Origin of the sequence: Streptomyces sp. WMMC1477, assembly GCF_027460245.1 — a bacterium.
Classification (GTDB): Bacteria; Actinomycetota; Actinomycetes; order Streptomycetales; family Streptomycetaceae; genus Streptomyces.
Genome location: NZ_JAPZBD010000003.1, coordinates 2,280,461 through 2,299,903, shown reverse-complemented (window position 1 = coordinate 2,299,903; position 19,443 = coordinate 2,280,461). Strand labels below are relative to the sequence as shown.

At 74.0% G+C, this 19,443-nt stretch carries 19 protein-coding genes and 1 pseudogene; 14 read left to right on the top strand and 6 right to left on the bottom strand.

Going from position 1 to position 19,443, the window contains the following annotated elements:
• Positions 1-17: 17 nt before the first annotated feature.
• The gene (locus O7609_RS10560; RefSeq protein WP_269743459.1) at positions 18-1,031 is read right to left on the bottom strand and encodes an ATP-binding protein; all 1,014 of its coding nucleotides are present in this window, start codon (positions 1,029-1,031) and stop codon (positions 18-20) included.
• A gap of 113 nt (positions 1,032-1,144) precedes the next feature.
• Between O7609_RS10560 and O7609_RS10555 the strand changes: the two genes are divergently transcribed.
• Positions 1,145-1,966: a Fic family protein gene (locus O7609_RS10555; protein WP_269734676.1), complete on the top strand. Its 822-nt coding sequence runs from the start codon at positions 1,145-1,147 to the stop codon at positions 1,964-1,966.
• Between the two features lie 358 nt (positions 1,967-2,324).
• Here O7609_RS10555 and O7609_RS10550 read toward each other — a convergent pair whose 3' ends face one another.
• Positions 2,325-3,149, bottom strand: coding sequence for an HAD family hydrolase (locus O7609_RS10550; RefSeq protein WP_269737113.1), 825 nt, complete (start codon positions 3,147-3,149; stop codon positions 2,325-2,327).
• A gap of 455 nt (positions 3,150-3,604) precedes the next feature.
• On the opposite strand from O7609_RS10550, the gene ssd reads away from it, so the two are divergent.
• The 7 genes and pseudogenes from ssd to O7609_RS10515 all read left to right on the top strand — a co-directional run.
• Positions 3,605-4,705: a septum site-determining protein Ssd gene (gene ssd, locus O7609_RS10545; RefSeq protein WP_269734675.1), complete on the top strand. Its 1,101-nt coding sequence runs from the start codon at positions 3,605-3,607 to the stop codon at positions 4,703-4,705.
• Positions 4,702-5,862 carry a TadA family conjugal transfer-associated ATPase gene (locus tag O7609_RS10540; protein WP_269743458.1) on the top strand — a complete coding sequence of 387 codons (1,161 nt, stop codon included), beginning with the start codon at positions 4,702-4,704 and terminating at the stop codon, positions 5,860-5,862. The genes ssd and O7609_RS10540 overlap by 4 nt, the downstream gene beginning before the upstream one ends.
• Positions 5,859-6,794 (top strand): type II secretion system F family protein, encoded by a 936-nt coding sequence (locus tag O7609_RS10535; RefSeq protein ID WP_269743457.1) that lies wholly within the window; start codon positions 5,859-5,861, stop codon positions 6,792-6,794. The genes O7609_RS10540 and O7609_RS10535 overlap by 4 nt, the downstream gene beginning before the upstream one ends.
• 4 nt (positions 6,795-6,798) lie before the next feature.
• Complete coding sequence (locus O7609_RS10530; RefSeq protein ID WP_269743456.1) at positions 6,799-7,584, top strand: type II secretion system F family protein; 786 nt, start codon at positions 6,799-6,801, stop codon at positions 7,582-7,584.
• A gap of 112 nt (positions 7,585-7,696) precedes the next feature.
• On the top strand, positions 7,697-7,897 hold the full coding sequence (locus O7609_RS10525) for a DUF4244 domain-containing protein (protein WP_219091238.1): 201 nt from the start codon (positions 7,697-7,699) through the stop codon (positions 7,895-7,897).
• Between the two features lie 112 nt (positions 7,898-8,009).
• Positions 8,010-8,300: a TadE family type IV pilus minor pilin gene (locus O7609_RS10520; RefSeq protein ID WP_443072093.1), complete on the top strand. Its 291-nt coding sequence runs from the start codon at positions 8,010-8,012 to the stop codon at positions 8,298-8,300.
• Positions 8,284-8,592, top strand: a pseudogene (locus O7609_RS10515) (Rv3654c family TadE-like protein); the annotation flags it as partial. The gene O7609_RS10520 and the pseudogene O7609_RS10515, both read left to right, overlap by 17 nt.
• Before the next feature lie 87 nt (positions 8,593-8,679).
• Here O7609_RS10515 and O7609_RS10510 read toward each other — a convergent pair.
• Positions 8,680-11,181 carry a DEAD/DEAH box helicase gene (locus O7609_RS10510; protein ID WP_269743455.1) on the bottom strand — a complete coding sequence of 834 codons (2,502 nt, stop codon included), beginning with the start codon at positions 11,179-11,181 and terminating at the stop codon, positions 8,680-8,682.
• 81 nt (positions 11,182-11,262) lie between these two features.
• On the opposite strand from O7609_RS10510, the gene O7609_RS10505 reads away from it, so the two are divergent.
• The 6 genes from O7609_RS10505 to O7609_RS10480 all read left to right on the top strand — a co-directional run bounded on the left by O7609_RS10505 (position 11,263) and on the right by O7609_RS10480 (position 17,948).
• Positions 11,263-11,604 carry an STAS domain-containing protein gene (locus O7609_RS10505; RefSeq protein ID WP_219091240.1) on the top strand — a complete coding sequence of 114 codons (342 nt, stop codon included), beginning with the start codon at positions 11,263-11,265 and terminating at the stop codon, positions 11,602-11,604.
• A 122-nt stretch (positions 11,605-11,726) separates the two neighbouring features.
• Positions 11,727-12,173 (top strand): ATP-binding protein, encoded by a 447-nt coding sequence (locus O7609_RS10500; RefSeq protein ID WP_269737112.1) that lies wholly within the window; start codon positions 11,727-11,729, stop codon positions 12,171-12,173.
• 498 nt (positions 12,174-12,671) lie between these two features.
• Positions 12,672-15,065: a sodium-translocating pyrophosphatase gene (locus tag O7609_RS10495; RefSeq protein ID WP_269743454.1), complete on the top strand. Its 2,394-nt coding sequence runs from the start codon at positions 12,672-12,674 to the stop codon at positions 15,063-15,065.
• Positions 15,066-15,263: 198 nt separating this feature from the next.
• Positions 15,264-15,836 (top strand): small secreted protein, encoded by a 573-nt coding sequence (locus tag O7609_RS10490; protein WP_269734668.1) that lies wholly within the window; start codon positions 15,264-15,266, stop codon positions 15,834-15,836.
• A 124-nt stretch (positions 15,837-15,960) separates the two neighbouring features.
• On the top strand, positions 15,961-17,478 hold the full coding sequence (locus O7609_RS10485) for a DUF7059 domain-containing protein (RefSeq protein ID WP_269743453.1): 1,518 nt from the start codon (positions 15,961-15,963) through the stop codon (positions 17,476-17,478).
• Positions 17,479-17,741: 263 nt separating this feature from the next.
• Positions 17,742-17,948: a hypothetical protein gene (locus O7609_RS10480; RefSeq protein ID WP_269734666.1), complete on the top strand. Its 207-nt coding sequence runs from the start codon at positions 17,742-17,744 to the stop codon at positions 17,946-17,948.
• Between the two features lie 87 nt (positions 17,949-18,035).
• On the opposite strand, the gene O7609_RS10475 is transcribed toward O7609_RS10480, so the two are convergent.
• The 3 genes from O7609_RS10475 to O7609_RS10465 all read right to left on the bottom strand — a co-directional run bounded on the left by O7609_RS10475 (position 18,036) and on the right by O7609_RS10465 (position 19,334).
• A complete protein-coding gene (locus tag O7609_RS10475) occupies positions 18,036-18,284 on the bottom strand; it encodes a TM2 domain-containing protein (protein ID WP_269734665.1) in 249 nt (82 codons plus the stop codon).
• Positions 18,285-18,507: 223 nt separating this feature from the next.
• The gene (locus O7609_RS10470; RefSeq protein ID WP_269734664.1) at positions 18,508-18,918 is read right to left on the bottom strand and encodes a DUF2752 domain-containing protein; all 411 of its coding nucleotides are present in this window, start codon (positions 18,916-18,918) and stop codon (positions 18,508-18,510) included.
• A gap of 8 nt (positions 18,919-18,926) precedes the next feature.
• Positions 18,927-19,334, bottom strand: a complete 408-nt coding sequence (locus O7609_RS10465) for a TM2 domain-containing protein (RefSeq protein ID WP_269743452.1) — start codon at positions 19,332-19,334, stop codon at positions 18,927-18,929.
• Between the last annotated feature and the right edge of the window lie 109 nt (positions 19,335-19,443).

Here is a 19,443-nt window from a genome sequence, read left to right as displayed (position 1 = left end):
CGGGCCCTGATCCCGGGTCAGACGGGCTGGGCGGCCGCCTCCGCGGCGCCCGCGCGCAGGCTCTCGCGCAGGACGAAGTCCGGATCGACCTGGGCCGCGAGGTCGGCGCCCGTCCGGGCGTTGCCCCAGCTCTCCGCGTTCTTCAGGTGGAAGTGCACCATCTGGCGGGTGTAGCGCTCCCAGTCCCGCCGCTCGTACGCGGCGTCCGCCGTCTCGTACAGCGTGTCGAGGGCCTCGCGGTTGACGTCCTCCAGGGCGGACAGCGGCAGCGGCCGGCCCTTCTCCATCGCGCGCACCCACTCCGAGTGGCCGACGGTGACGAGGAGGTCCTCCCCGACGGCGTCCCGCAGGAAGGCCAGGTCGTCCGGCCCCTGCACCTTGTTGCCGACGACCTTCAGCTCGACCCCGAAGTCCCGTGCGTACTCGCGGTACTGGCGGTAGACGGCCACACCCTTGCGGGTGGGCTCGGCGACCAGGAACGTCGTGTCGAAGCGGGTGAACATGCCGGAGGCGAACGAGTCGGAGCCCGCCGTCATGTCGACGACCACGAACTCGTCCCGTCCGTCGACGAGGTGGTTGAGACACAGCTCCACCGCGCCCACCTTCGAGTGGTAGCAGGCCACTCCGAGGTCCGCCTCGGTGAACGGCCCGGTGACCAGCAGCCGCACGGCACCGCCGGCGCCGCCGTCCAACGCGACGTCGCGGGCGCAGGCGTCGTAGACGGGGTTGTCCTCGGCGACGCCGAGCAGTCGGGATCCCGCGCCCGGAGGCGTCGTCTTGATCATGGTCGCGACGTCGGTGACGCGGGGGTTCGTGCCGCGCAGGTACTCCTTCACGAGGGGGAGGTGCGCGCCCATGGCGGGCAGGGCGGCCGCCTCCTCCTCGTCGAGACCCAGGGCCGCGCCGAGGTGCTGGTTGATGTCCGCGTCCACGGCGATGACGGGGAGCCGGCGGGCGGTGAGGTGGCGGACGAAGAGGGACGACAGGGTCGTCTTCCCGCTGCCGCCCTTCCCAACGAAAGCGATCTTCATGTTCATCAGCGTAGGGTGCGCGGGTGGGTGCGGGGCCGGATTCGGTGATCGAGTGAACAAGACCACTCGTTCGTGGGGCTTGGGGGTGGGCGGGGGTGCGTAGGGTCGTGCCCATGAGTGCGAAGCCTGATCCGTTGGCCCCGCTCGGCGCCCTGCCCGGCGTCGACGCGTCCGTCGAGTCGATGCGCAAGGCCGTGGACCGGATCTACGGGCATCGCGTCATGCGCCGCCGCAGCGCGGAGGTGACCTCCGAGGCCGTACTCCGCGGTGCCCGCGCCTCCGCCGCCCTCGCCGGTGCCGACTGGGCGCTCGAAGAGGTGCGTCGACGCACGGATTTCGGGGCCGATCCGCAGGCCAGGACGGTCGGTGCCGCGCTGCGCGTCACCGCCGAGGCGGGCCAGTTGCTTCCGGTCTGGCGTCAGTCGCCCCTGCGCGTGCTGGCCAGGCTCCACCTCGTCGCGGCCGGGGGCGCCGGCGCGGACGAGACCGTCGGCCGCCCCCGGCTCGCGGGTGAGCGGGTCGACGAGCCGGTCGTGACGCTGCCGCTTCCGGCCGCCGACGAGGTGGCCGCCCGGCTGGAGGGCCTGGCGGAGCTCATCGCGGCCGGAACCTCGGCCCCCGCCCTCGTGACGGCGGCCGTGGTGCACGGCGAACTGCTGACGCTGCGCCCCTTCGTTTCCCACAACGGTCTCATCGCCCGGGCCGCCGAGCGTGTCGTGCTCGTCGGGAGCGGCCTCGACCCCAAGTCGATCTGCCCGGCCGAGGTCGGCCACGTGGAGGCCGGACCGGAGGCCTACCGCGCCGCGCTGGACGGATACGCCTCCGGCACGGCCGAGGGCGTGGCCGGGTGGATCGCCCACTGCGGCCGGGCCGCCGAGCTGGGCGCCCGCGAGTCCACGGCCGTGTGCGAGGCGCTGCAGCGCGGTGCCGCATAGGCTCTGACGCGGCTGCCGGCGTCCGTTATGGGTGGTTGAAGCGGAAAGTAAAGTTCCACGCCCTGGCTTCCGCTTCATCCCGTGACGGGGTACAAAGGACTTAACGGCCCGCGAGACCTACGGCCATCCGGGAAGGATGACCGAGAGACTGAAGGCCCCACGGACCGACGCATGAAGATCGAGCACCCACGCGACGCCGACCCGTCGATTACGGGCCTACCGCATCAGAGGCCGGGCAAAGATCCCGCTCTGCGCGGCTACTTGAGCACGCACTGGTAACTCGGTGGACATGCCAGCGGCGGCACGGCTCCCCGGAGCGGTGTCGCCGCAACTCCGGGTCCGGGCCACCGTCCGCGGGTCAGGCCCGCAGCCGGCGCCGCTGCGTGTACCAGACGAGCCCGGCCGTCACCGCCGCGGCGGCCACCGCCGCCCCGGCCAGCACCGGCGTGGGCGGCACGGAGAGCTGGGGAAGCCGCTGCCTGAGCCGCACGGGCCGGGTGAAGGTGAGCGTTGGCCAGCCCCGCTCGGCCGCCTCCCGCCGCAGCACGCGGTCGGGGTTCACGGCGTGCGGATGCCCGACCGTCTCCAGCATGGGCACGTCCGTCCCGGAGTCGGAGTAGGCGTAGCACCGGGAGAGGTCGTAGCCCTCGGACGCGGCCAGCTCCGTGATCGCCTCCGCCTTGGCCGGCCCGTAGGCGTAGTACTCCACCTCGCCGGTGTAGCGGCCCTCCTCGATGACCATCCGGGTGGCGATCACCCGGTCCGCACCGAGCAGCTCGCCGATGGGTTCGACCACCTCGGCGCCCGACGTCGAGACGATCACGACGTCCCGTCCGGCCAGGTGGTGTTCCTCTATCAGCGAGGCGGCCTCGTCGTAGATGATGGGATCGATGATGTCGTGGAGCGTCTCGGCGACGATCTCCTTGACCTGCTCGACGTTCCAGCCCCGGCACAGTGCCGACAGGTACTCGCGCATCCGCTCGATCTGGTCGTGGTCGGCGCGACCGATGAGAAAGATGAACTGCGAGTACGCGGTGCGCAGGACGGCCCGGCGATTCATCAGGCCACCCCGGTAGAAGGACCGGCCGAAGGTCAGCGTGCTCGACTTCGCAATGACCGTCTTGTCCAGGTCGAAGAAGGCGGCGGTGCGCGGCAGGGAGGCGTTATCCACGAGACAGAGGATAAGGCCCGCCATTCGGCGTACCCTGGGGCGCGTGGGTTTGCCTGAGAAGGCTCTCGGGTACACCATGGAAGTCACGGATCGTTCGCGACCGTGCTAACCCGGTTCGACTCCTCCCCCCCCCCGAGTCGACCGAGGAAGACGACCCCCGCTCTCCCCCCCCGGCGGGGGTCGTCGCATGTCCAGAGGGGTTTTCGCGTTCTCGCACGGTTCCTCCCGTCGCTCGGTACGTCGTGGTGCCACTCGGCCGCCACCCATCAAACACGTAACCGAACGTAGTCGTCGGCGTGCTCTCCGGTTGTCACCAAGACGGGTGGCGGAGTTATTCACAACTGGCGAGTTCTCCACAGATATGGGCCGAGATCCCCGAGATTTTCCCGGCTTCCGCAGAGTGATTGCGCACGGCATCCGCGGCGTTCGCGGATGTGAGAGTGCGAAGCCGGAAGGAGAAGGCCCCGATGGCCGAAACCACGACGGAACCCATCCTGATCCTCACCGAGGACACGGGCCTCCTGGACGATCTGCTGCGGTTGTGCGCGGCGGCCGGAGCCGAGGCGGAGGTGGCACACGGTGCACCGGTGAACGAAAGTGCCTGGCGTGCCGCGCCGCTGGTGCTCGTCGGCGAGGACCGGGCGGCCCACCTGCACGGCGCCGCGGGCGTGCCTCCGCGCCGGCCCGGTGTCCTGCTCGTCGGCCGCGATCCGGAGCGGCGCGAGGTGTGGGAGCGCGGCATCCGTGCGGGAGCCGAGCAGGTGGTCTTCCTGCCCGAGGGCGAACCCTGGCTGGCCGGCCGGATCGCCGATGCCGCGGAGGGCACGGCCGAGCAGGCCCTGACGATCTCCGTGACCGCCGGCCGCGGCGGCGCCGGGGCGTCCACCCTGGCCTGTGCCCTGGCCGTCACGGCCGCGCGCTCGGGCCGTCGCGCCGTGCTGGTCGACGGCGACCCGCTCGGCGGCGGCCTCGACGTCCTGCTCGGCGGCGAGACGGCCGAGGGCCTGCGCTGGCCCGCCTTCGCCGGTTCCCGGGGCCGGGTCGGCGCCGTCGCGCTGGAGGACGCCCTGCCGCGGCTGCACGGCGTCCACGTGCTCAGCTGGGGACGCGCCGACGCACCCGGCGCCGGAGCCGAGGCGATGCGCTCGGTGCTCGCCGCGGCCCGGCGCCGGGGCGGCGTGGTCGTCGTCGACCTGCCGCGTGGGGCGGAACGCGACGGCGCCGTGTGCGAGGCGCTCGCCCAGGTGGACCTGGGGCTGCTCGTCGTTCCGGCGGAGCTGCGCGGAGTCGCGGCGTCCGGCCGGGTGGCGGCGCGGCTGTCCGCGGCGCTGAACGATCTGCGTGCGGTGGTCCGCGGCCCCTTCGGCTCCGGGCTGGCCGGCGGCGAGGTGGCCCGTCTGCTGCGGCTCCCGCTGGCCGGGGAACTGCCGGCCGAGGACGGCCTGCGGAGCGCCGTCGAGCGGGGCGTGCCACCCGGTGCCGTCAGGGGCGGGCCGTTGGCCCGCTTCTGCTCCGCCTTCTGGGAGCAGGCCCTGGCCGCCCGCGAGCAGGCGGGGGCCGCAGCATGACGGCGTCGCCCGAACTGGTGGAGGCCGTGCGCACGCGGCTCGCGGCCTCCGGAGCCGAACCGACCCCCGCCCGGGTCGCCGCCGCGCTGCGGGCCCAGGGGCGGCTGCTGGGGGACAGCGCGGTGCTCGGCGTCGTCGCGGCGCTGCGCTCGGAGCTGGTCGGCAGCGGCCCGCTCGAACCCCTCCTCGCCGATGCCGCGGTGACCGACGTCCTGGTCAACGGCCCGGACGAGGTCTGGGTGGACCGAGGGCGCGGCCTGGAGCGGGTGCCCGTGCGGTTCCCGGACTCCGCCGCCGTGCGGCGGCTGGCCCAGCGGCTCGCCTCCGCCTCCGGGCGGCGGCTCGACGACGCCAGGCCATGGGCGGACGCCCGGCTGCCGGACGGCACCCGGCTCCACGCGGTCCTCCCGCCCGTCGCCGTGGACGCCCCCTGCCTGTCCCTGCGGGTCGTGCGTCCGCGCGCGTTCCGGCTCGGCGAGCTGGTGGCCGCCGGCACCCTGCCGCCGGGCGGGGACGGGCTGCTGCGCGCCGTGTTCGACGCCCGCCTGTCCTTCCTCGTCTCCGGCGGCACCGGCTCCGGCAAGACGACGCTCCTGAGCGCTCTGCTCGGCCTCGTCCCCCACGACGAGCGCCTCGTCCTCGCCGAGGACTCGGCCGAGCTGCGGCCCGACCATCCGCACGTGGTCCGGCTGGAGACGCGCCCGGCCAACCAGGAGGGCGCGGGAAGCGTCAGCCTGCGGGATCTCGTCCGCCAGGCGCTGCGGATGCGCCCCGACCGGCTGGTGGTCGGGGAGGTGCGGGGCGGCGAGGTACTCGACCTGCTGGCCGCGTTGAACACCGGGCACGAGGGCTGCGGCACCGTCCACGCCAACGCCGCGGCCGACGTGCCCGCCCGCCTGGAGGCCCTGGGCACGACGGCCGGGCTCGACCGCGCGGCGCTGCACAGCCAGTTGGCCGCCGCCCTCTCCCTCGTCGTCCACCTCGTCCGCACCCGGTCCGGGCAGCGCCGCCTCGCGGAGATCCACGTCCTGCGGCGGCACGCCGACGGGCTGGTGCACACCGTGCCCGCCGTGCTGTGGGCCGAGGACGGCTTCGTCCGGGCCGCGGGCTGGCCCCGGCTGCGGGAGCTGTGCGAGCGCGGTGGGGGTGCGTCGTGACGCCGCCTGGCGGAGCGCCGGACACCGTCTACGCCGCGCTGGCCCTCGCCGGGGCCGCCGTCTGGCTGGCCGGCGGGCGGGGCGCGGGCGACCGGCGTCCGAGGCTCCTGCTGGCCGGTGACGGCGCGGCGCCCCCCGGCTCGCCGAGCTCCACGGCCGCGCGGGCCGCCGCCCGGCTCCGGGGTGCGGCCGCGCGGTGCGGGCGGCAATGGCTCTGCCTGCCCGCCGGGGCGCTACTCGGCCTCCTGGGCGCGTCACCGCTGCCGGTCCTGGCCGGGGTCGCCGCCGTACCGCTGGCGAGCCGGTCGCTGCGCGCCCGGGAGCGGCGCCGTGCGGCCCAGCGCCGGGAGGCCGCCGTCGTAGAGCTGTGCACCGCGCTCTCCGCCGAGCTGCGCGCCGGACGTCAGCCGGACGCAGCCCTGCCCGAGGCGGCCGAGGCCGGGCGTGCGGCCCTCGGCGAGAGCCGGGCCTCCGTGCTGGCCGCCGCACGCTTCGGCGGGGACGTTCCGTCGGCCCTGCGGCGGGCGTCCGGCCGGTCCGGTGCCGAGGGGCTGGCCGGTGTCGCCGCCTGCTGGCAGGTCGCGGTGGACGGCGGCGCGGGCCTGGCCGACGGGCTCGATCGCGTGGCCGACGCCCTGCGCGCGGAACGCGACGAGCGCGAGGAGATCGACGCCCAGCTCGCCGGCCCACGCACGACGGCGGTCGCCCTCGCCCTGCTCCCCGTCTTCGGTCTGCTGTTGGGCACGGCGATGGGCGCCGAGCCGCTGCGCTTCCTGCTGCACTCACCGACCGGCTGGGGCGTGCTGGCGGGCGCTATGCTGCTGGAGGCGGCCGGCCTGGTCTGGACGCGACGGATCGTCCGGGCGGCCGGCGCACGCCCCTCCCGCCCCGCCCTCCCGGCCACCGGGCCCGCCCCGGCCGAAGGACGGTGACGTCGTGCACGGGCTGTGGACGACGTCCTCCCGCGCCGGGCCGGGCCTCCCCGCCCTCCTCCGCCCGGCCACCCGGCGCCGGGTGGGGGCGGCCCGGCGGCTGACCGACCTGCTCGACCCGGACGGTACCGGGGCGGCTCCACCCCGCAGGCGGCACCGGGCGCGGGCCTCCCCCGTGGCACCGGGGGCCAGGCGCGACGCCGCCCTGTCCCTGGGCGGTGGCGTCCTCGGCCTCCTGCTCCTGGGAGGAGCGGCCGGAACGGCCGTCGGCGTCGTCCTCGCCCTCGGCCTCTGGCGATGGCTGCGGACGCGTCCGGAGCGCTCCGGACGCTCGGCCGAACAGGCCCGGGAGCGGGCGGTGGCCGAGCAGTTGCCGCTGGCCGCCGAGCTCCTGGCGGCCTGTCTGGCGGCCGGCGCCACGCCTCTGGAGGCCGCCCGGGCCGTGGGGGACTGCCTCGGCGGTCCCCTCGGCCACCGGCTGGCCCGGGCCTGCGCGGAGCTGCGGCTGGGGGCCGATCCGCAAGCCGCGTGGGGCCGGGTGGCCGCACTGCCGGGCGCGGCGGCCCTGGCCCGCTGCCTGGAACGCGCCCACAGCTCCGGCGCGCCCGCCGTGGCCCCCGTCGCACGACTGGCCGCGGAGAGCCGCGCGGGGCGGACGCGCCGGGCCCAGGCCCGGGCACGGCGTGCGGGAGTCCTCGTCACCGGGCCCCTGGCGCTGTGCTTCCTGCCCGCGTTCCTCCTGGCCGGGGTGGCCCCCGTCGTCATCGGGCTGGGCCGCTCCCTGCTCTGAGCCCGCCACGGATCCGCGAACACGGGGCGGGCGGCCCCGAGCCGACGGCCCGAGCGAGCAGAGCCAACAGATCACCCGAGACAAGCACGACCGAGCGAGAAGTGGAGACACGATGCTGGAGCGGAAGGTGCAGGAGATCCGCCGCGCCCTGCGGGGCGCGCACCGGGACCGGGGCATGAGCACAGCCGAGTACGCCGTCGGGACGATCGCCGCCTGTGGCTTCGCGGCGGTGCTGTACAAGGTCGTCACGAGCGAGCCGGTCAGCTCGGCGATGCAGCAACTCGTCGAGAGGGCACTCGATGCGGGTTTCTGACGCCCGGCCCGGTTTCACGCGGGCCGGTCACACGCGGCCCGGTCACCGCCGGGCAGGCCGGGCGCGGGCCGGCGGTGACCGCGGTCAGGTCACGGCCGAGACGGCGGCGGTGGTGCCTTCACTCGCCCTGCTGGCCGCCCTGTTCGTCTGGGGCCTGATGGCGGGGGCGGCGCAGATCCAATGCCTCGACGCCGCGCGGGCCGGTGCCCGCGCGGCGGCCCGCGCCGAGCCGGCGGAGGCGGTGCTGGCCGCCGCCCGCTCGGCCGCCCCGGAGGACGCCGAGGTGAGCGTGGGGCGCGAGGGTGACCTCGTCCGGGTGCGGGTCCAGGCACACCTGGCCGGCCCTGGGGCGGTCGGACTCGACGTGGACGGAGAGGCGGTGGCCCATGTGGAGGCGGGCTGAGCCTCCCGGCCGCGGCGGCCCGGCAGCTGCGGCCGGGGGCGACCGGGGATCGGCGACGGTGTGGGCGGTGGCCTGCGCGGCGCTGCTGTGTGCCCTGTTCACGGGTCTGCTCGCCATGGGACAGGCGGTGGCCGCCCGGCACCGCGCCGGAGCCGCCGCCGACCTCGCCGCGCTGGCCGCCGCCGATCACGCCCTCCGCGGTGAGGCCCCGGCCTGTGCCGCGGCCGGGCGGGTGGCCGCCGCACAGGGTGCGACCGTGGTGCGCTGCGCGGTGCGGGGCACCGTGGCCGACCTGACGGCCGCGGTCAGCTGGGGCCCCTACGCGCCCGAGGTCAGGGCCCGGGCCGGGCCGGCTCACCCCGTCGGCGGTGACGTGACGTCAGCCCGCGGCGCGCAGCAGCTCCGTCAGCAGCCGGACGGCGCCCTGCTTGTCCAGGGGGTCGTTCCCGTTGCCGCACTTGGGGGACTGGATGCACGAGGGGCAGCCGTTCTCGCACTCGCAGGCCGCGATGGCCTCCCGGGTGGCGGTCAGCCACTCCCGCGCGGTGTGGAAGGCGCGCTCGGCGAAGCCGGCGCCGCCGGGGTGGCCGTCGTAGACGAAGACGGTGGGCAGGAGCGTGTCGGGGTGCAGGGGTACGGAGACGCCGCCGATGTCCCAGCGGTCGCAGGTGGCGAACAGCGGCAGCATGCCGATCGACGCGTGCTCGGCGGCGTGGAGCGCGCCGCCCAGGAGCTCCTGAGAGATGTCCGCGGTCTCCAGCTGGTCCTCCGTGACGGTCCACCACACCGCCCGGGTGCGCAGGGTGCGCGGCGGCAGGTCCAGCCTCGTCTCGCCCAGCACCTCACCGGTGATCAGCTTCCGGCGCAGATACGAGACGACCTGGTTGGTGACCTCCACCGAGCCGAAGCACAGGCGCCCCTCGCCCCAGGGCACCTCGGTGTCCGTCTCCAGGACGGTGACCGCGGTGGTGTCCCGGGCCATGGTGGTCCAGGGCGGGCTGGCCTCCTCGACCAGCGCCACGGCGCCGTCCGGATCGTCCAGGCGCAGTTCCCGGACGACGTAGGTGCGCCCCTGGTGCAGGTGGACGGCCCCCTCGTGGACGGTGGTGTGAGCCGCCGCGGCGTCGACGGTGCCCAGCAGCCGTCCGGTGCCGCTCTCGACGACCTGGACGGGGCGTCCGCCCTGCCCGCGGATGTCGGCCAGGTCCGCGGCCCGGCGCCGGCTCGTCCAGTACCAGGCCCCGCCGCGGCGGCGCAGGAGCCTGCGCTGTTCGAGCTGCGGAATCAGCTCGGCGGCCTCGGGGGAGAACAGGGCGAGGTCGTCCCGCGTCAGCGGCAGCTCGGCGGCCGCGGCGCACAGGTGCGGCGCGAGGACGTAGGGGTTGTCCGGGTCGAGCACGGTCGTCTCGACGGGCTTGGTGAAGATCGCCTCGGGGTGGTGGACGAGGTAGGTGTCCAGCGGGTCGTCCCGGGCCACCAGGACGGCGAGGGCGCCCTGCCCCCGGCGTCCGGCGCGCCCGGCCTGCTGCCACAGGGAGGCGCGGGTGCCCGGATAGCCCGCCAGCAGGACGGCGTCCAGGCCGGAGATGTCCATGCCGAGTTCGAGCGCGTTCGTCGCGGCCAGGCCCAGCAGCTCACCAGTGTGCAGCGCGCGTTCCAGCGCCCGGCGCTCCTCTGGAAGATAGCCGCCCCGGTAGGCGGCGACACGCCGCGGCAGTGAGCTGTCCACCTCGGCCAGCCGCTCCTTGGCCAGCACGGAGATCAGCTCGGCCCCGCGCCGGGAGCGGACGAAGGCGACGGTACGGGTGCCGTTGGCCGCCAGGTCGGTCAGCAGCTCCGCCGTCTCGGCCGTGGCGGTACGCCGCACCGGCGCGCCGCGCTCGCCGCGCAGTTCGGTCAGCGGCGGTTCCCACAGGGCGAAGACCAGGTCACCGCGCGGGGAGGCGTCGTCGGTGATCTCGGCGACCGGAAGTCCGGTCAGCCGGGAGGCGGCGTGCCCGGGTTCCGCCGCAGTGGCGGAGGCCAGCAGGAAGGCGGGCTCGGCGCCGTACCGGGCGGCCACGCGGCGCAGCCGCCTGAGCACGTGGGCGACGTGCGAGCCGAAGACGCCGCGGTAGGTGTGGCACTCGTCCACCACGACGTAGCGCAGGCTGCGCAGGAAGGAGGACCAGCGGGCGTGCCCGGGCAGGATGCCCCGGTGGAGCATGTCCGGGTTGGTCAGCAGGTAGTTGGCGTACTGGCGGACCCAATCACGTTCCTCGGGCGGGGTGTCCCCGTCGTAGACGGCCGGGCGGACGGCGGTGCCCAGGGGCGCTGCCAGCTCGGCCACCGCGCGGCGCTGGTCCGCGGCGAGGGCCTTGGTCGGCGCCAGGTACAGCGCGGTGGCGCCACGCGCGCCGGGCCGCTCGGAGCCGTCCAGCAGCGCGCTCAGCACCGGTACAGCGTAGGCGAGCGACTTGCCCGAGGCCGTGCCGGTCGCGACGACCACGGATTCGCCCGCCAGGGCGAGCCGGGCCGTCTGGCTCTGGTGCTCCCAGGGCCGGTCGATGCCCGCGGCGCGGACGGCGGCGATCACTTCCGGCCGAATCGCGGCAGGCCAGTCCGCATGGCGGCCCGGCCGGGCGGGCAGGTGCTCCGTATGAGTGATGCGTGCGGAGCGTGCGGCCCCGGCGGTGAGGAGTGCGAGAGCCGACCGGGGTGAGGAGCCCGCCCGCCGGGCTCCCGCGCCGTGTGGGCGCCGCCCGGCGGGCTCGCCGAGGCCGCCGGGCCTGTCGGGGCGCTCGGCTTCGTCCGGGTGGCGTGGGTCGCCTGGGTGTCGGGCCATCAGCACCGAGTCTGTCACCGGCGCGGCGGACATTGGCGGCAAGGCGTCGTGCACCATCGCACTGAAGTGATTGAATGCCCCTGCGGCTGCCGATCCATGGGGGGCGACCGCTCGCTTGCAAGGTGCTGGAGGAGATCCGTGGACCTGTCCTTGTCGACCCGGACTGTCGGTGATCGCACGATCGTCGACGTTGGCGGCGAGATCGATGTGTACACCGCGCCCAAGCTGCGTGAGCAGCTCGTGGAACTGGTGAACGATGGAAACTTCCACCTGGTCGTGGATATGGAACGGGTCGAGTTCCTCGACTCCACCGGCCTGGGTGTGCTGGTCGGCGGGCTCAAGCGGGTCCGTGCCCACGAGGGTTCGCTGCGTCTGGTGTGCAACCAGGAGCGCATCCTGAAGATCTTCCGGATCACGGGCCTCACGAAGGTGTTCCCGATCCACAGCTCCGTCGACGAGGCCGTCTCGGCCACCGACTGACGCGGCTTCACCCGATGCCTCGGGCGGTGTCGCCCGGGGCCGCGTTCCAGGGGAGTGGGTGTCGGCTCCGGCTGCCCCCGCCCCCTGGGCGAAGCACTCGTACCACCTTCAGGGGGATGGCTATGGCCACCGTCGAACTGCGTTTCAGCGCTTTGCCGGAGCATGTGCGCACCGCCCGGCTGGTCGCCGCGGCGGTCGCCCGTCGGGCCGGGGTGGACGAGGCGGTGCTCGACGAGGTCCGGCTGGCCGTGGGTGAGGCGTGCAGCCGGGCCGTGGGCCTGCACCAGAGCAGCGGCCTGGAGTCGCCCGTACGGGTCTCGCTGATCGAGGACGAGAAGTCGTTCTCCATCGAGGTGGGGGACGACGCCCCCACCGCCCCGGCCCAGCTCGTGCCCGGCGCCCGGGAGACGGAGGGCGCCGCACCCCGCGCCGAAGCCGCCGACGCCGAGAGCGACATGGGGCTCGCGGTGATCAGCGGCCTCGTGGACGACGTCGAGGTCACCGCCGACGAGCACGGCGGGCTCATCCGCATGTCGTGGCCCACCGCGGCCCACGCCGTCCTGCCCTGAGCGGTGCCTGCTGCGGCCCACGCCGTCCTGCCCTGATCCGGCGCTCACCGAGGCCCACTCCGTCCTGCTCCGACCCGGGCCCCGCCTCGCCTGCGGGGTTCACCCGTACCCGGCTCCCGCCGTTCGGCGGCGTTTGCCCTGACACGGCGCACACCCGCGGCGCGGGCTGTGCGCCGCCGTCGTTTCCGGCCCTCGTGGTCTCCCCGGACCGGCGGCGGGCCGCACCTGTGCCCGGACCGTCGTCCTCGCACCCTCCGTATGCCCTGCGGAAAGCCAAAGAGAAGATCATTAAACAGATCATTTTCTCGGCGTCAGGAATATCTCGGCATTCCTTCTTGTGAGTGAATTCTCAAGCCTTCGTCTCTGTCGGTCTTCGCTGGTGCAGGCGAATTCCCGTTACCGCGCTCTGTTTCCCGGCGCCAGTGATCCCTAGAATCCGCCACATCTTTCCCGCAAACGCCATGGGCGCGCTCTCGCGCCACACGTCAAGGAGGACGAATGGCGGGGCAACTTCCCCCTCTGCAGAACCATCATCAGCTGGCCGCCGACGCCGTGCTCACGTCCGGCAACCGCGGCCTGGTCCTGGTGATCGCCGCCGTCGCGGCAGCCGCCCTCGCCGTCGCCGTGGTGCTGCTGCGCCAGGTGCTCGCGGCCGGCGAGGGCACGGACAGCATGAAGAAGATCGCCGCGGCCGTGCAGGAAGGCGCCAACGCCTATCTCGCGCGGCAGTTGCGCACGCTCGGCGTATTCGCCGTCGTCGTGTTCTTCCTGCTCATGCTCCTTCCCGCCGACGACATGAACCAGCGCCTCGGCCGTTCGCTGTTCTTCCTGGTCGGTGCGTTGTTCTCGGCGGCCACCGGCTATATCGGCATGTGGCTCGCGGTGCGCAGTAACGTGCGAGTGGCGGCTGCGGCCAGAGAGGCGAGTTCCGGCGACGGGGGTGCGGAAAAGGATCTCGTCGCGGTTTCGCACAACGCGATGAAGATCGCTTTCCGTACCGGTGGCGTCGTCGGTATGTTCACCGTCGGCCTGGGCCTGCTCGGTGCCTCGTGCGTCGTGCTCGTCTACGCCGCCGACGCGCCGAAGGTGCTGGAGGGTTTCGGTCTCGGGGCCGCCCTGATCGCGATGTTCATGCGCGTCGGCGGCGGCATCTTCACCAAGGCCGCGGACGTGGGCGCGGACCTCGTGGGCAAGGTCGAGCAGGGCATCCCCGAGGACGACCCGCGCAACGCCGCGACCATCGCGGACAACGTGGGCGACAACGTCGGTGACTGCGCGGGCATGGCGGCCGACCTCTTCGAGTCCTACGCGGTCGTCCTCGTGGCCAGCCTCATCCTGGGCACCGTCGCCTTCGGCGACGCCGGCCTCGCCTTCCCGCTGCTGGTGCCGGCGATCGGGGTCATCACGGCGATGATCGGCGTCTTCGTCGTCTCCCCGCGCCGCACGGACCGCAGCGGCATGACCGCCATCAACCGCGGCTTCTTCATCTCCGCGGTGATCTCCCTGGCGCTCGTCGCCGCTGCCGCCTACGCCTACCTGCCGGCGACCTTCGCCGAGCTGGACAACGTCGGCGACGGCGAGATCGCCGCGCACGACGGCGACCCGCGGCTCATCGCGCTCGTCGCGGTGGCCATCGGCATCGTGCTGGCCGCGCTCATCCAGCAGCTCACGGGCTACTTCACGGAGACCACCCGCAAGCCGGTGAAGGACGTCGGCAAGACCTCCCTGACCGGCCCGGCCACCGTCGTCCTGTCCGGCATCTCGCTCGGTCTGGAGTCCGCCGTCTACACGGCGCTGCTCATCGGGCTCAGCGTCTACGGCGCGTTCCTGCTGGGCGGCACGTCCATCATGCTGGCGCTGTTCGCCGTGGCCCTCGCCGGGACCGGTCTGCTGACCACGGTGGGCGTCATCGTGGCCATGGACACCTTCGGCCCCGTCTCGGACAACGCGCAGGGCATCGCGGAGATGTCCGGCGACGTCGAGGGCGCGGGGGCCCAGGTCCTCACCGACCTGGACGCGGTCGGCAACACCACCAAGGCCATCACCAAGGGCATCGCCATCGCCACCGCGGTCCTGGCCGCCGCCGCCCTCTTCGGCTCCTACCGGGAGGCCTTCGAGACCGAGGCGGCCAAGGTCGGCGCGGCGGCGGACGAGTTGGGGCTCAGCCTGGACATCGCCCAGCCCAACAACCTCGTCGGCCTCATCCTCGGTGCCTCGGTCGTCTTCCTGTTCTCCGGTCTCGCGATCAACGCCGTCTCCCGCTCCGCGGGCGCGGTGGTCTTCGAGGTGCGCCGGCAGTTCCGCGAGCGCCCGGGGATCATGGACTACACGGAGAAGCCGGAGTACGGCCGGGTCGTGGACATCTGCACGAAGGACGCCCTGCGCGAGCTGGCGACGCCCGGTCTGCTGGCCGTGATGGCGCCGATCGCGGTCGGCTTCACGCTCGGCGTCGGCGCGCTCGCGTCGTTCCTCGCGGGGGCCATCGGCACCGGCATCCTCATGGCCGTCTTCCTGGCCAACTCCGGCGGTGCCTGGGACAACGCCAAGAAGCTCGTGGAGGACGGCCACCACGGTGGCAAGGGCAGCGAGGCGCACGCGGCGACGGTCATCGGCGACACCGTGGGCGATCCGTTCAAGGACACCGCGGGACCGGCGATCAACCCGCTGCTCAAGGTCATGAACCTGGTGGCCCTGCTGATCGCCCCGGCCATCGTGACGCTCTCCTACGGTGACGACGCCAGCGCCGGTGCCCGGGCGGTGGTGGCGGTCCTGGCCGTGGTCGTGATCGTCTCCTCCGTCTACGTCTCCAAGCGGCGTGGCGGCTCGCTGGACGACGGCGAGGTGGCGGAGCGTCAGTCAGCCCCGCAGGTGGACCCGGTGGCGGCCCCGTAGCCGCGCCGGGGGCCGGTCGAGGGCGGACGGCGTGCCGGGGTGCGCCGTCCGCCCTCGGCATGCCGGAGCCGCCACCCTTCGGAGGACGAAACGGCTGCTTTAATGCCGGAAGTGGACGAATCGCACGCCGAGCGCGCCGTAGGCGCCCCTTCGACGTGTATCTTCCGGCCCGGTAGCCACGAAGGGATGGGTCGACCGGTGAACAAGAAGCTTGCCTTGGTGCTCAGCACCGGCGCGGTGCTCGCTCTGACGCTGACCGGTTGCGGTGACGACGACACCGACGCCGAGACGCGGGAGTGGGCGGAGGCGGTCTGCAGCGAGGTCGGGCCGCAGGTCGAGAAGATCCAGAACGCGAACTCCACGATCGCCGAGGCCAGCGAGGCGGACCAGAGCTCGGCGGAGGTCCAGAAGGCCGACTCCCAGGCGTTTCAGCAGCTCTCGGAGGCCTACGGCGCTCTGGCGGACGCCGTGGACGAGGCCGGCGACCCTCCGGTGGAGGACGGGGCGGAGCTGCGGGACAACGCGGTGAAGGAGCTCAACGACATCTCCACCGCCTACACGGACCTCAAGAAGCGGGTCGACGGTCTCGACACGCAGGACCAGTCCGCGTTCGCCGACGGCCTGGCCGACATCGCCGACGACCTCAAGAAGCTCGGCACGAGCGGTGACGAGGCGCTGGACCAGCTCCAGACCGGCGAGCTGGGCCAGGCGATGGCCGAGCAGCCCGGCTGCCAGCGGCCCGAATCGCCCGAGGCCTCCGGGGAGGCGTAACCCGCCCCCGGGGGGACGGGGCCCGGCCGTGCCGAGGCCGCCGTCCCCCGGTCGGGGAGCCCGTGCCGCGCCGGGCCGACGGGGCACCGGTCGCCGACGGGGCCGGACGCCGCACAATGGAGCGGTGAGTACGCATCCCCTGCCCTCTGACGACCGCGGCACGACCAGCCGGCTGCGGGAGGCCTTCCTGGCCGCCGAGTTCACCGCGGACGGCCTGCTGGAGCTGCTGGGCGCCTCGTCGTACGCGGCGCTCGCCCGCAACGAGACCGTTCCCGCGCTGCGCGCGACCCGCGGCGGCTCCACGCTGGAGGTGCTGGTCCGGCTGTTCCTGCTCCAGCGGTCCGTGCCCCGGCCCCAGGCCGGGGCCGCACTGCCGCTGGCCGCGGCGCTGGAGGCCGGCTGGCTGCTGCCGGCCGAGGGCGACGAGGTGCGTGCCTCGGTGGACGTGCGCCCGTACAGCGGCCCGGCGGGGCAGGACTGGTGGATCGTCTCGGACGCCGGCTGCGGCGTCGGCGGCGCCGGGGGCATCGGTGACCGTGCGTCGGACGTCGTCCTGGGCGTCGGCGGGGCTTCGACGACGCTGGCGGGCATCACGGTCCGCACGCCGGTCAGGCGGGCGCTGGACCTGGGGACGGGCTCCGGTGTCCAGGCACTGCACGCGGCCCAGCACGCGGCCCACGTCACCGCGACGGACGTCAACCCGCGGGCGCTGCGTTGTGCCGGGCTGACGCTGGCGCTGTCGGGGGCCCCGGCTCCCGAGGCGCGGCAGGGCTCGCTCTACGCGCCGGTCGCGGACGACGAGCCGTTCGACCTCATCGTCTCGAACCCGCCCTTCGTCATCACGCCGCCGGGACAGGAGGGCGCGCGGCTGGTGTACCGCGAGGGCGGTCTGCGCGGTGACGACGTCTGCCGGAGCCTCGTGCGGAACGCCGCGGACCACCTCGCCGAGGGCGGCTACTGCCAGATGCTGGCCAACTGGCAGCACGTCGCGGGGGAGGACTGGCGGGACCGGCTGCGCTCCTGGCTCCCGGCCGGGTGCGACGCCTGGGTGGTGCAGCGGGAGGTCCAGGATGTCACGCAGTACGCGGAGCTGTGGCTACGGGACGCCGGGGACCACCACGGGCCGGGCTACGCGGCGCGCTACGACGCCTGGCTGGAGGAGTTCGAGCGTTCCGGTACCGAGGGCGTCGGCTTCGGCTGGATCACGCTGCGCAACTCGGGGGCGGCGGACCCGGCGGTCACGATCGAGGAGTGGGCGCACCCGGTGGAGCAGCCGCTCGGAGGCACGGTCGTGGAGCACTTCGAGCGCCAGGACTTCCTGCGGACGTACGACGACGCGGCCCTGCTGGAGACCAGGTTCCGGCTGGCCGAGGGGGTGCTCCAGGAGCAGATCGGCCCACCCGGGGCCGAGGACCCGGAGCATGTGGTGCTGCGTCAGAGCCGGGGCATGCGCCGGGCCTCGCAGGTGGACACCGTGGGCGCCGGCTTCGCGGGGGTGTGCGACGGGACGCTGCCCGCGGGACGCATCCTGGACGCCATCGCCCAATTGGTCGGTGAGGACCGCGAGGCGCTGCGCTCCCGGACCCCGGAGGCGATCCGGCTCCTGGTGGAGCAGGGCTTCCTGCTGCCCGAGGAGGGCTGAGGTCCGGCTCGGCGTCGCGGCAGCTCGCCGCCGTCCACGGGAAGGCGTCGCCTCCTCCACGGGTGTCGCCTCTCCACGGGCGTGCGCGCCCCTTCCCGGGCGTGTCCCTCACGGGCGTGCGCGCCCCTCCACGGAAGGTGTCGGTCCTCGCCACGGAAGGCGTCGGCCGGGTCCTGGGCGCCGGTCTCCGTTGGGCGGCCGTTCGGGTGTTCGTTCACCCGGCGTTCCGTTCGCCGCCGCCCGGCGGTGGGACGCTCGGCGGCATGGAAAGTGCACCCACGGCATTCGTCGGTGGCGTCTGCGCCCTGTTCGGCGCCGCGCTGTTGTTGTGGACGGTGGCCAGGGCGGGCCGGCGGCGTCCCGTCGCGGTGCCGTCGGGGCCGGTCTCACCCGCCGGTGCCGCGTTGATCGCCGCGGCCTCGGGGTTGTTGCTGGCGGGAACGGGCTGCTGGCTGCTGCTCAGCCTGTGAGGCCCCGGCCGGGGCCGTTCGAAGCGCAGACGCCGAGGGCCGGCGACCGTCACGGTCGCCGGCCCTCGGCGCGGGTGCGAGACCGGTTCACGGCTTCAGGATGCGGCCCTGCGCGTCGGTGCGGTCGTCCTTCGTGAAGAACATGATGCCGTCGATCAGCGCCCAGATGCCGCAGCCGCCCGCGGTCAGCAGCTGGCCGATCGCCATGCCGGTGTGGCCGGTGTAGAACCGGCCGACGCCCAGGCCGCCCAGAAGGAGGGTCAGAAGACCGGCGGTGGTCTTCGACTTCTCGGAGTAGGGCTGGCCGTTGGGCGCGATGTTGTCGGCGTTTGCCATGGGGTGTTGCTCCTTTTGAGCGGTTTGAACAGGACGCGACAAGCCGTAGCGTCACAGCCGCCCGGGTGACAGAGTCCGGGGTGGCGATGATCTGGACTCGCGACCCGTTCATCCGGTTGCAGGAAAATATGAGTCGTAATGCAAGCGTGACGAACCCCGGTGGGGTATTCCGGGGTGTCGGGGTGAAACCGGTCAGACGTGTGCGTCCGCCGGGGTGTTCACGTCAGCCCACGAGGTTGCGGGCCACCGTCCACGTCACCATCAGCAGCGCCGCGGGAAGGACGGCACGGGTGCTGACCTTGGGGCGGTACCGCCGTCCGCGCAGGCCCGAGACGAGCCAGCGGGTGCCGAGGTAGGCCACGACGGGAACGCCGAGGACGAGCATGGCCGCGTTGTCGGCGAAGGCCGCCGCGACGTCCCCGTGCAGGAGGTCGTACGCCATCCGCGTGGTGCCGCAGGCGGGGCAGTCCAGGCCGGTGGCCCAGTTGAAGAGGCAGCGGGGGAGGAACTGCCCGGGGGAGTGCGGATCGGTGCGGTACAGGTACGCCGCCCCCGCGCCGCCGGCCGCGAGGGCGGCCAGCGGCCCCACGGCCGGATGGCGAGGTCGGCGGGTGCGCGGCGCGGAGACGGTCACGGCGGGGCTCAGCTGCGCAGGATGCGGCCCTGGGCGTCCGTCGCGTCGCTCTTGGTCAGCGTGATGATGCCGTCGATCATCGACCAGATGCCGCAGCCGCCGAGGGTCAGCAGCTGGCCGATGCCGATGCCGATGTGGCCGGTGTAGAAGCGGCCGATACCGAAGGTGCCGACGAGCAGCGTGAGCAGGCCCGCGGTGATCTTGGACTTGTCGGAGTACGGACGGCCGTAGGGGTCGTAGCCGTACGGCGCGTTCGGGTCACCGGTGTACTGGCCGGGGGCGGCGCCGCCCGGGGCTGGCGGGGCCTGCGGGTAGCCGTAGCCGGGCTGGCCGGGCTGGCCCGGAGCGCCGTACGGGCCGGGCTGACCGGGCTGCGGGCCGGGCTGGCTGTAAGGATTCTGCTGCGGGTCGGACACGTTCTTCCCCCGGGTGGAGCGTAGAGGTGGGCACTTGACGTCGCCATACTGCCAGCCCGCCCCCGGTTGTCGGAACCGCGGTCGTGCCCTTGGCGCAGAGCGGTTGCAC

Excerpts from the sequence above, each read along its gene's own strand:
- O7609_RS10560 (WP_269743459.1), bottom strand. The coding sequence starts at position 1,031 with ATGAAGATCGCTTTCGTTGGGAAGGGCGGCAGCGGGAAGACGACCCTG.
- O7609_RS10555 (WP_269734676.1), top strand. The coding sequence starts at position 1,145 with ATGAGTGCGAAGCCTGATCCGTTGGCCCCGCTCGGCGCCCTGCCCGGC.
- ssd (WP_269734675.1), top strand. The coding sequence starts at position 3,605 with ATGGCCGAAACCACGACGGAACCCATCCTGATCCTCACCGAGGACACG.
- O7609_RS10540 (WP_269743458.1), top strand. The coding sequence starts at position 4,702 with ATGACGGCGTCGCCCGAACTGGTGGAGGCCGTGCGCACGCGGCTCGCG.
- O7609_RS10525 (WP_219091238.1), top strand. The coding sequence starts at position 7,697 with ATGCTGGAGCGGAAGGTGCAGGAGATCCGCCGCGCCCTGCGGGGCGCG.
- O7609_RS10510 (WP_269743455.1), bottom strand. The coding sequence starts at position 11,181 with ATGGTGCACGACGCCTTGCCGCCAATGTCCGCCGCGCCGGTGACAGAC.
- O7609_RS10500 (WP_269737112.1), top strand. The coding sequence starts at position 11,727 with ATGGCCACCGTCGAACTGCGTTTCAGCGCTTTGCCGGAGCATGTGCGC.
- O7609_RS10495 (WP_269743454.1), top strand. The coding sequence starts at position 12,672 with ATGGCGGGGCAACTTCCCCCTCTGCAGAACCATCATCAGCTGGCCGCC.
- O7609_RS10480 (WP_269734666.1), top strand. The coding sequence starts at position 17,742 with ATGGAAAGTGCACCCACGGCATTCGTCGGTGGCGTCTGCGCCCTGTTC.
- O7609_RS10475 (WP_269734665.1), bottom strand. The coding sequence starts at position 18,284 with ATGGCAAACGCCGACAACATCGCGCCCAACGGCCAGCCCTACTCCGAG.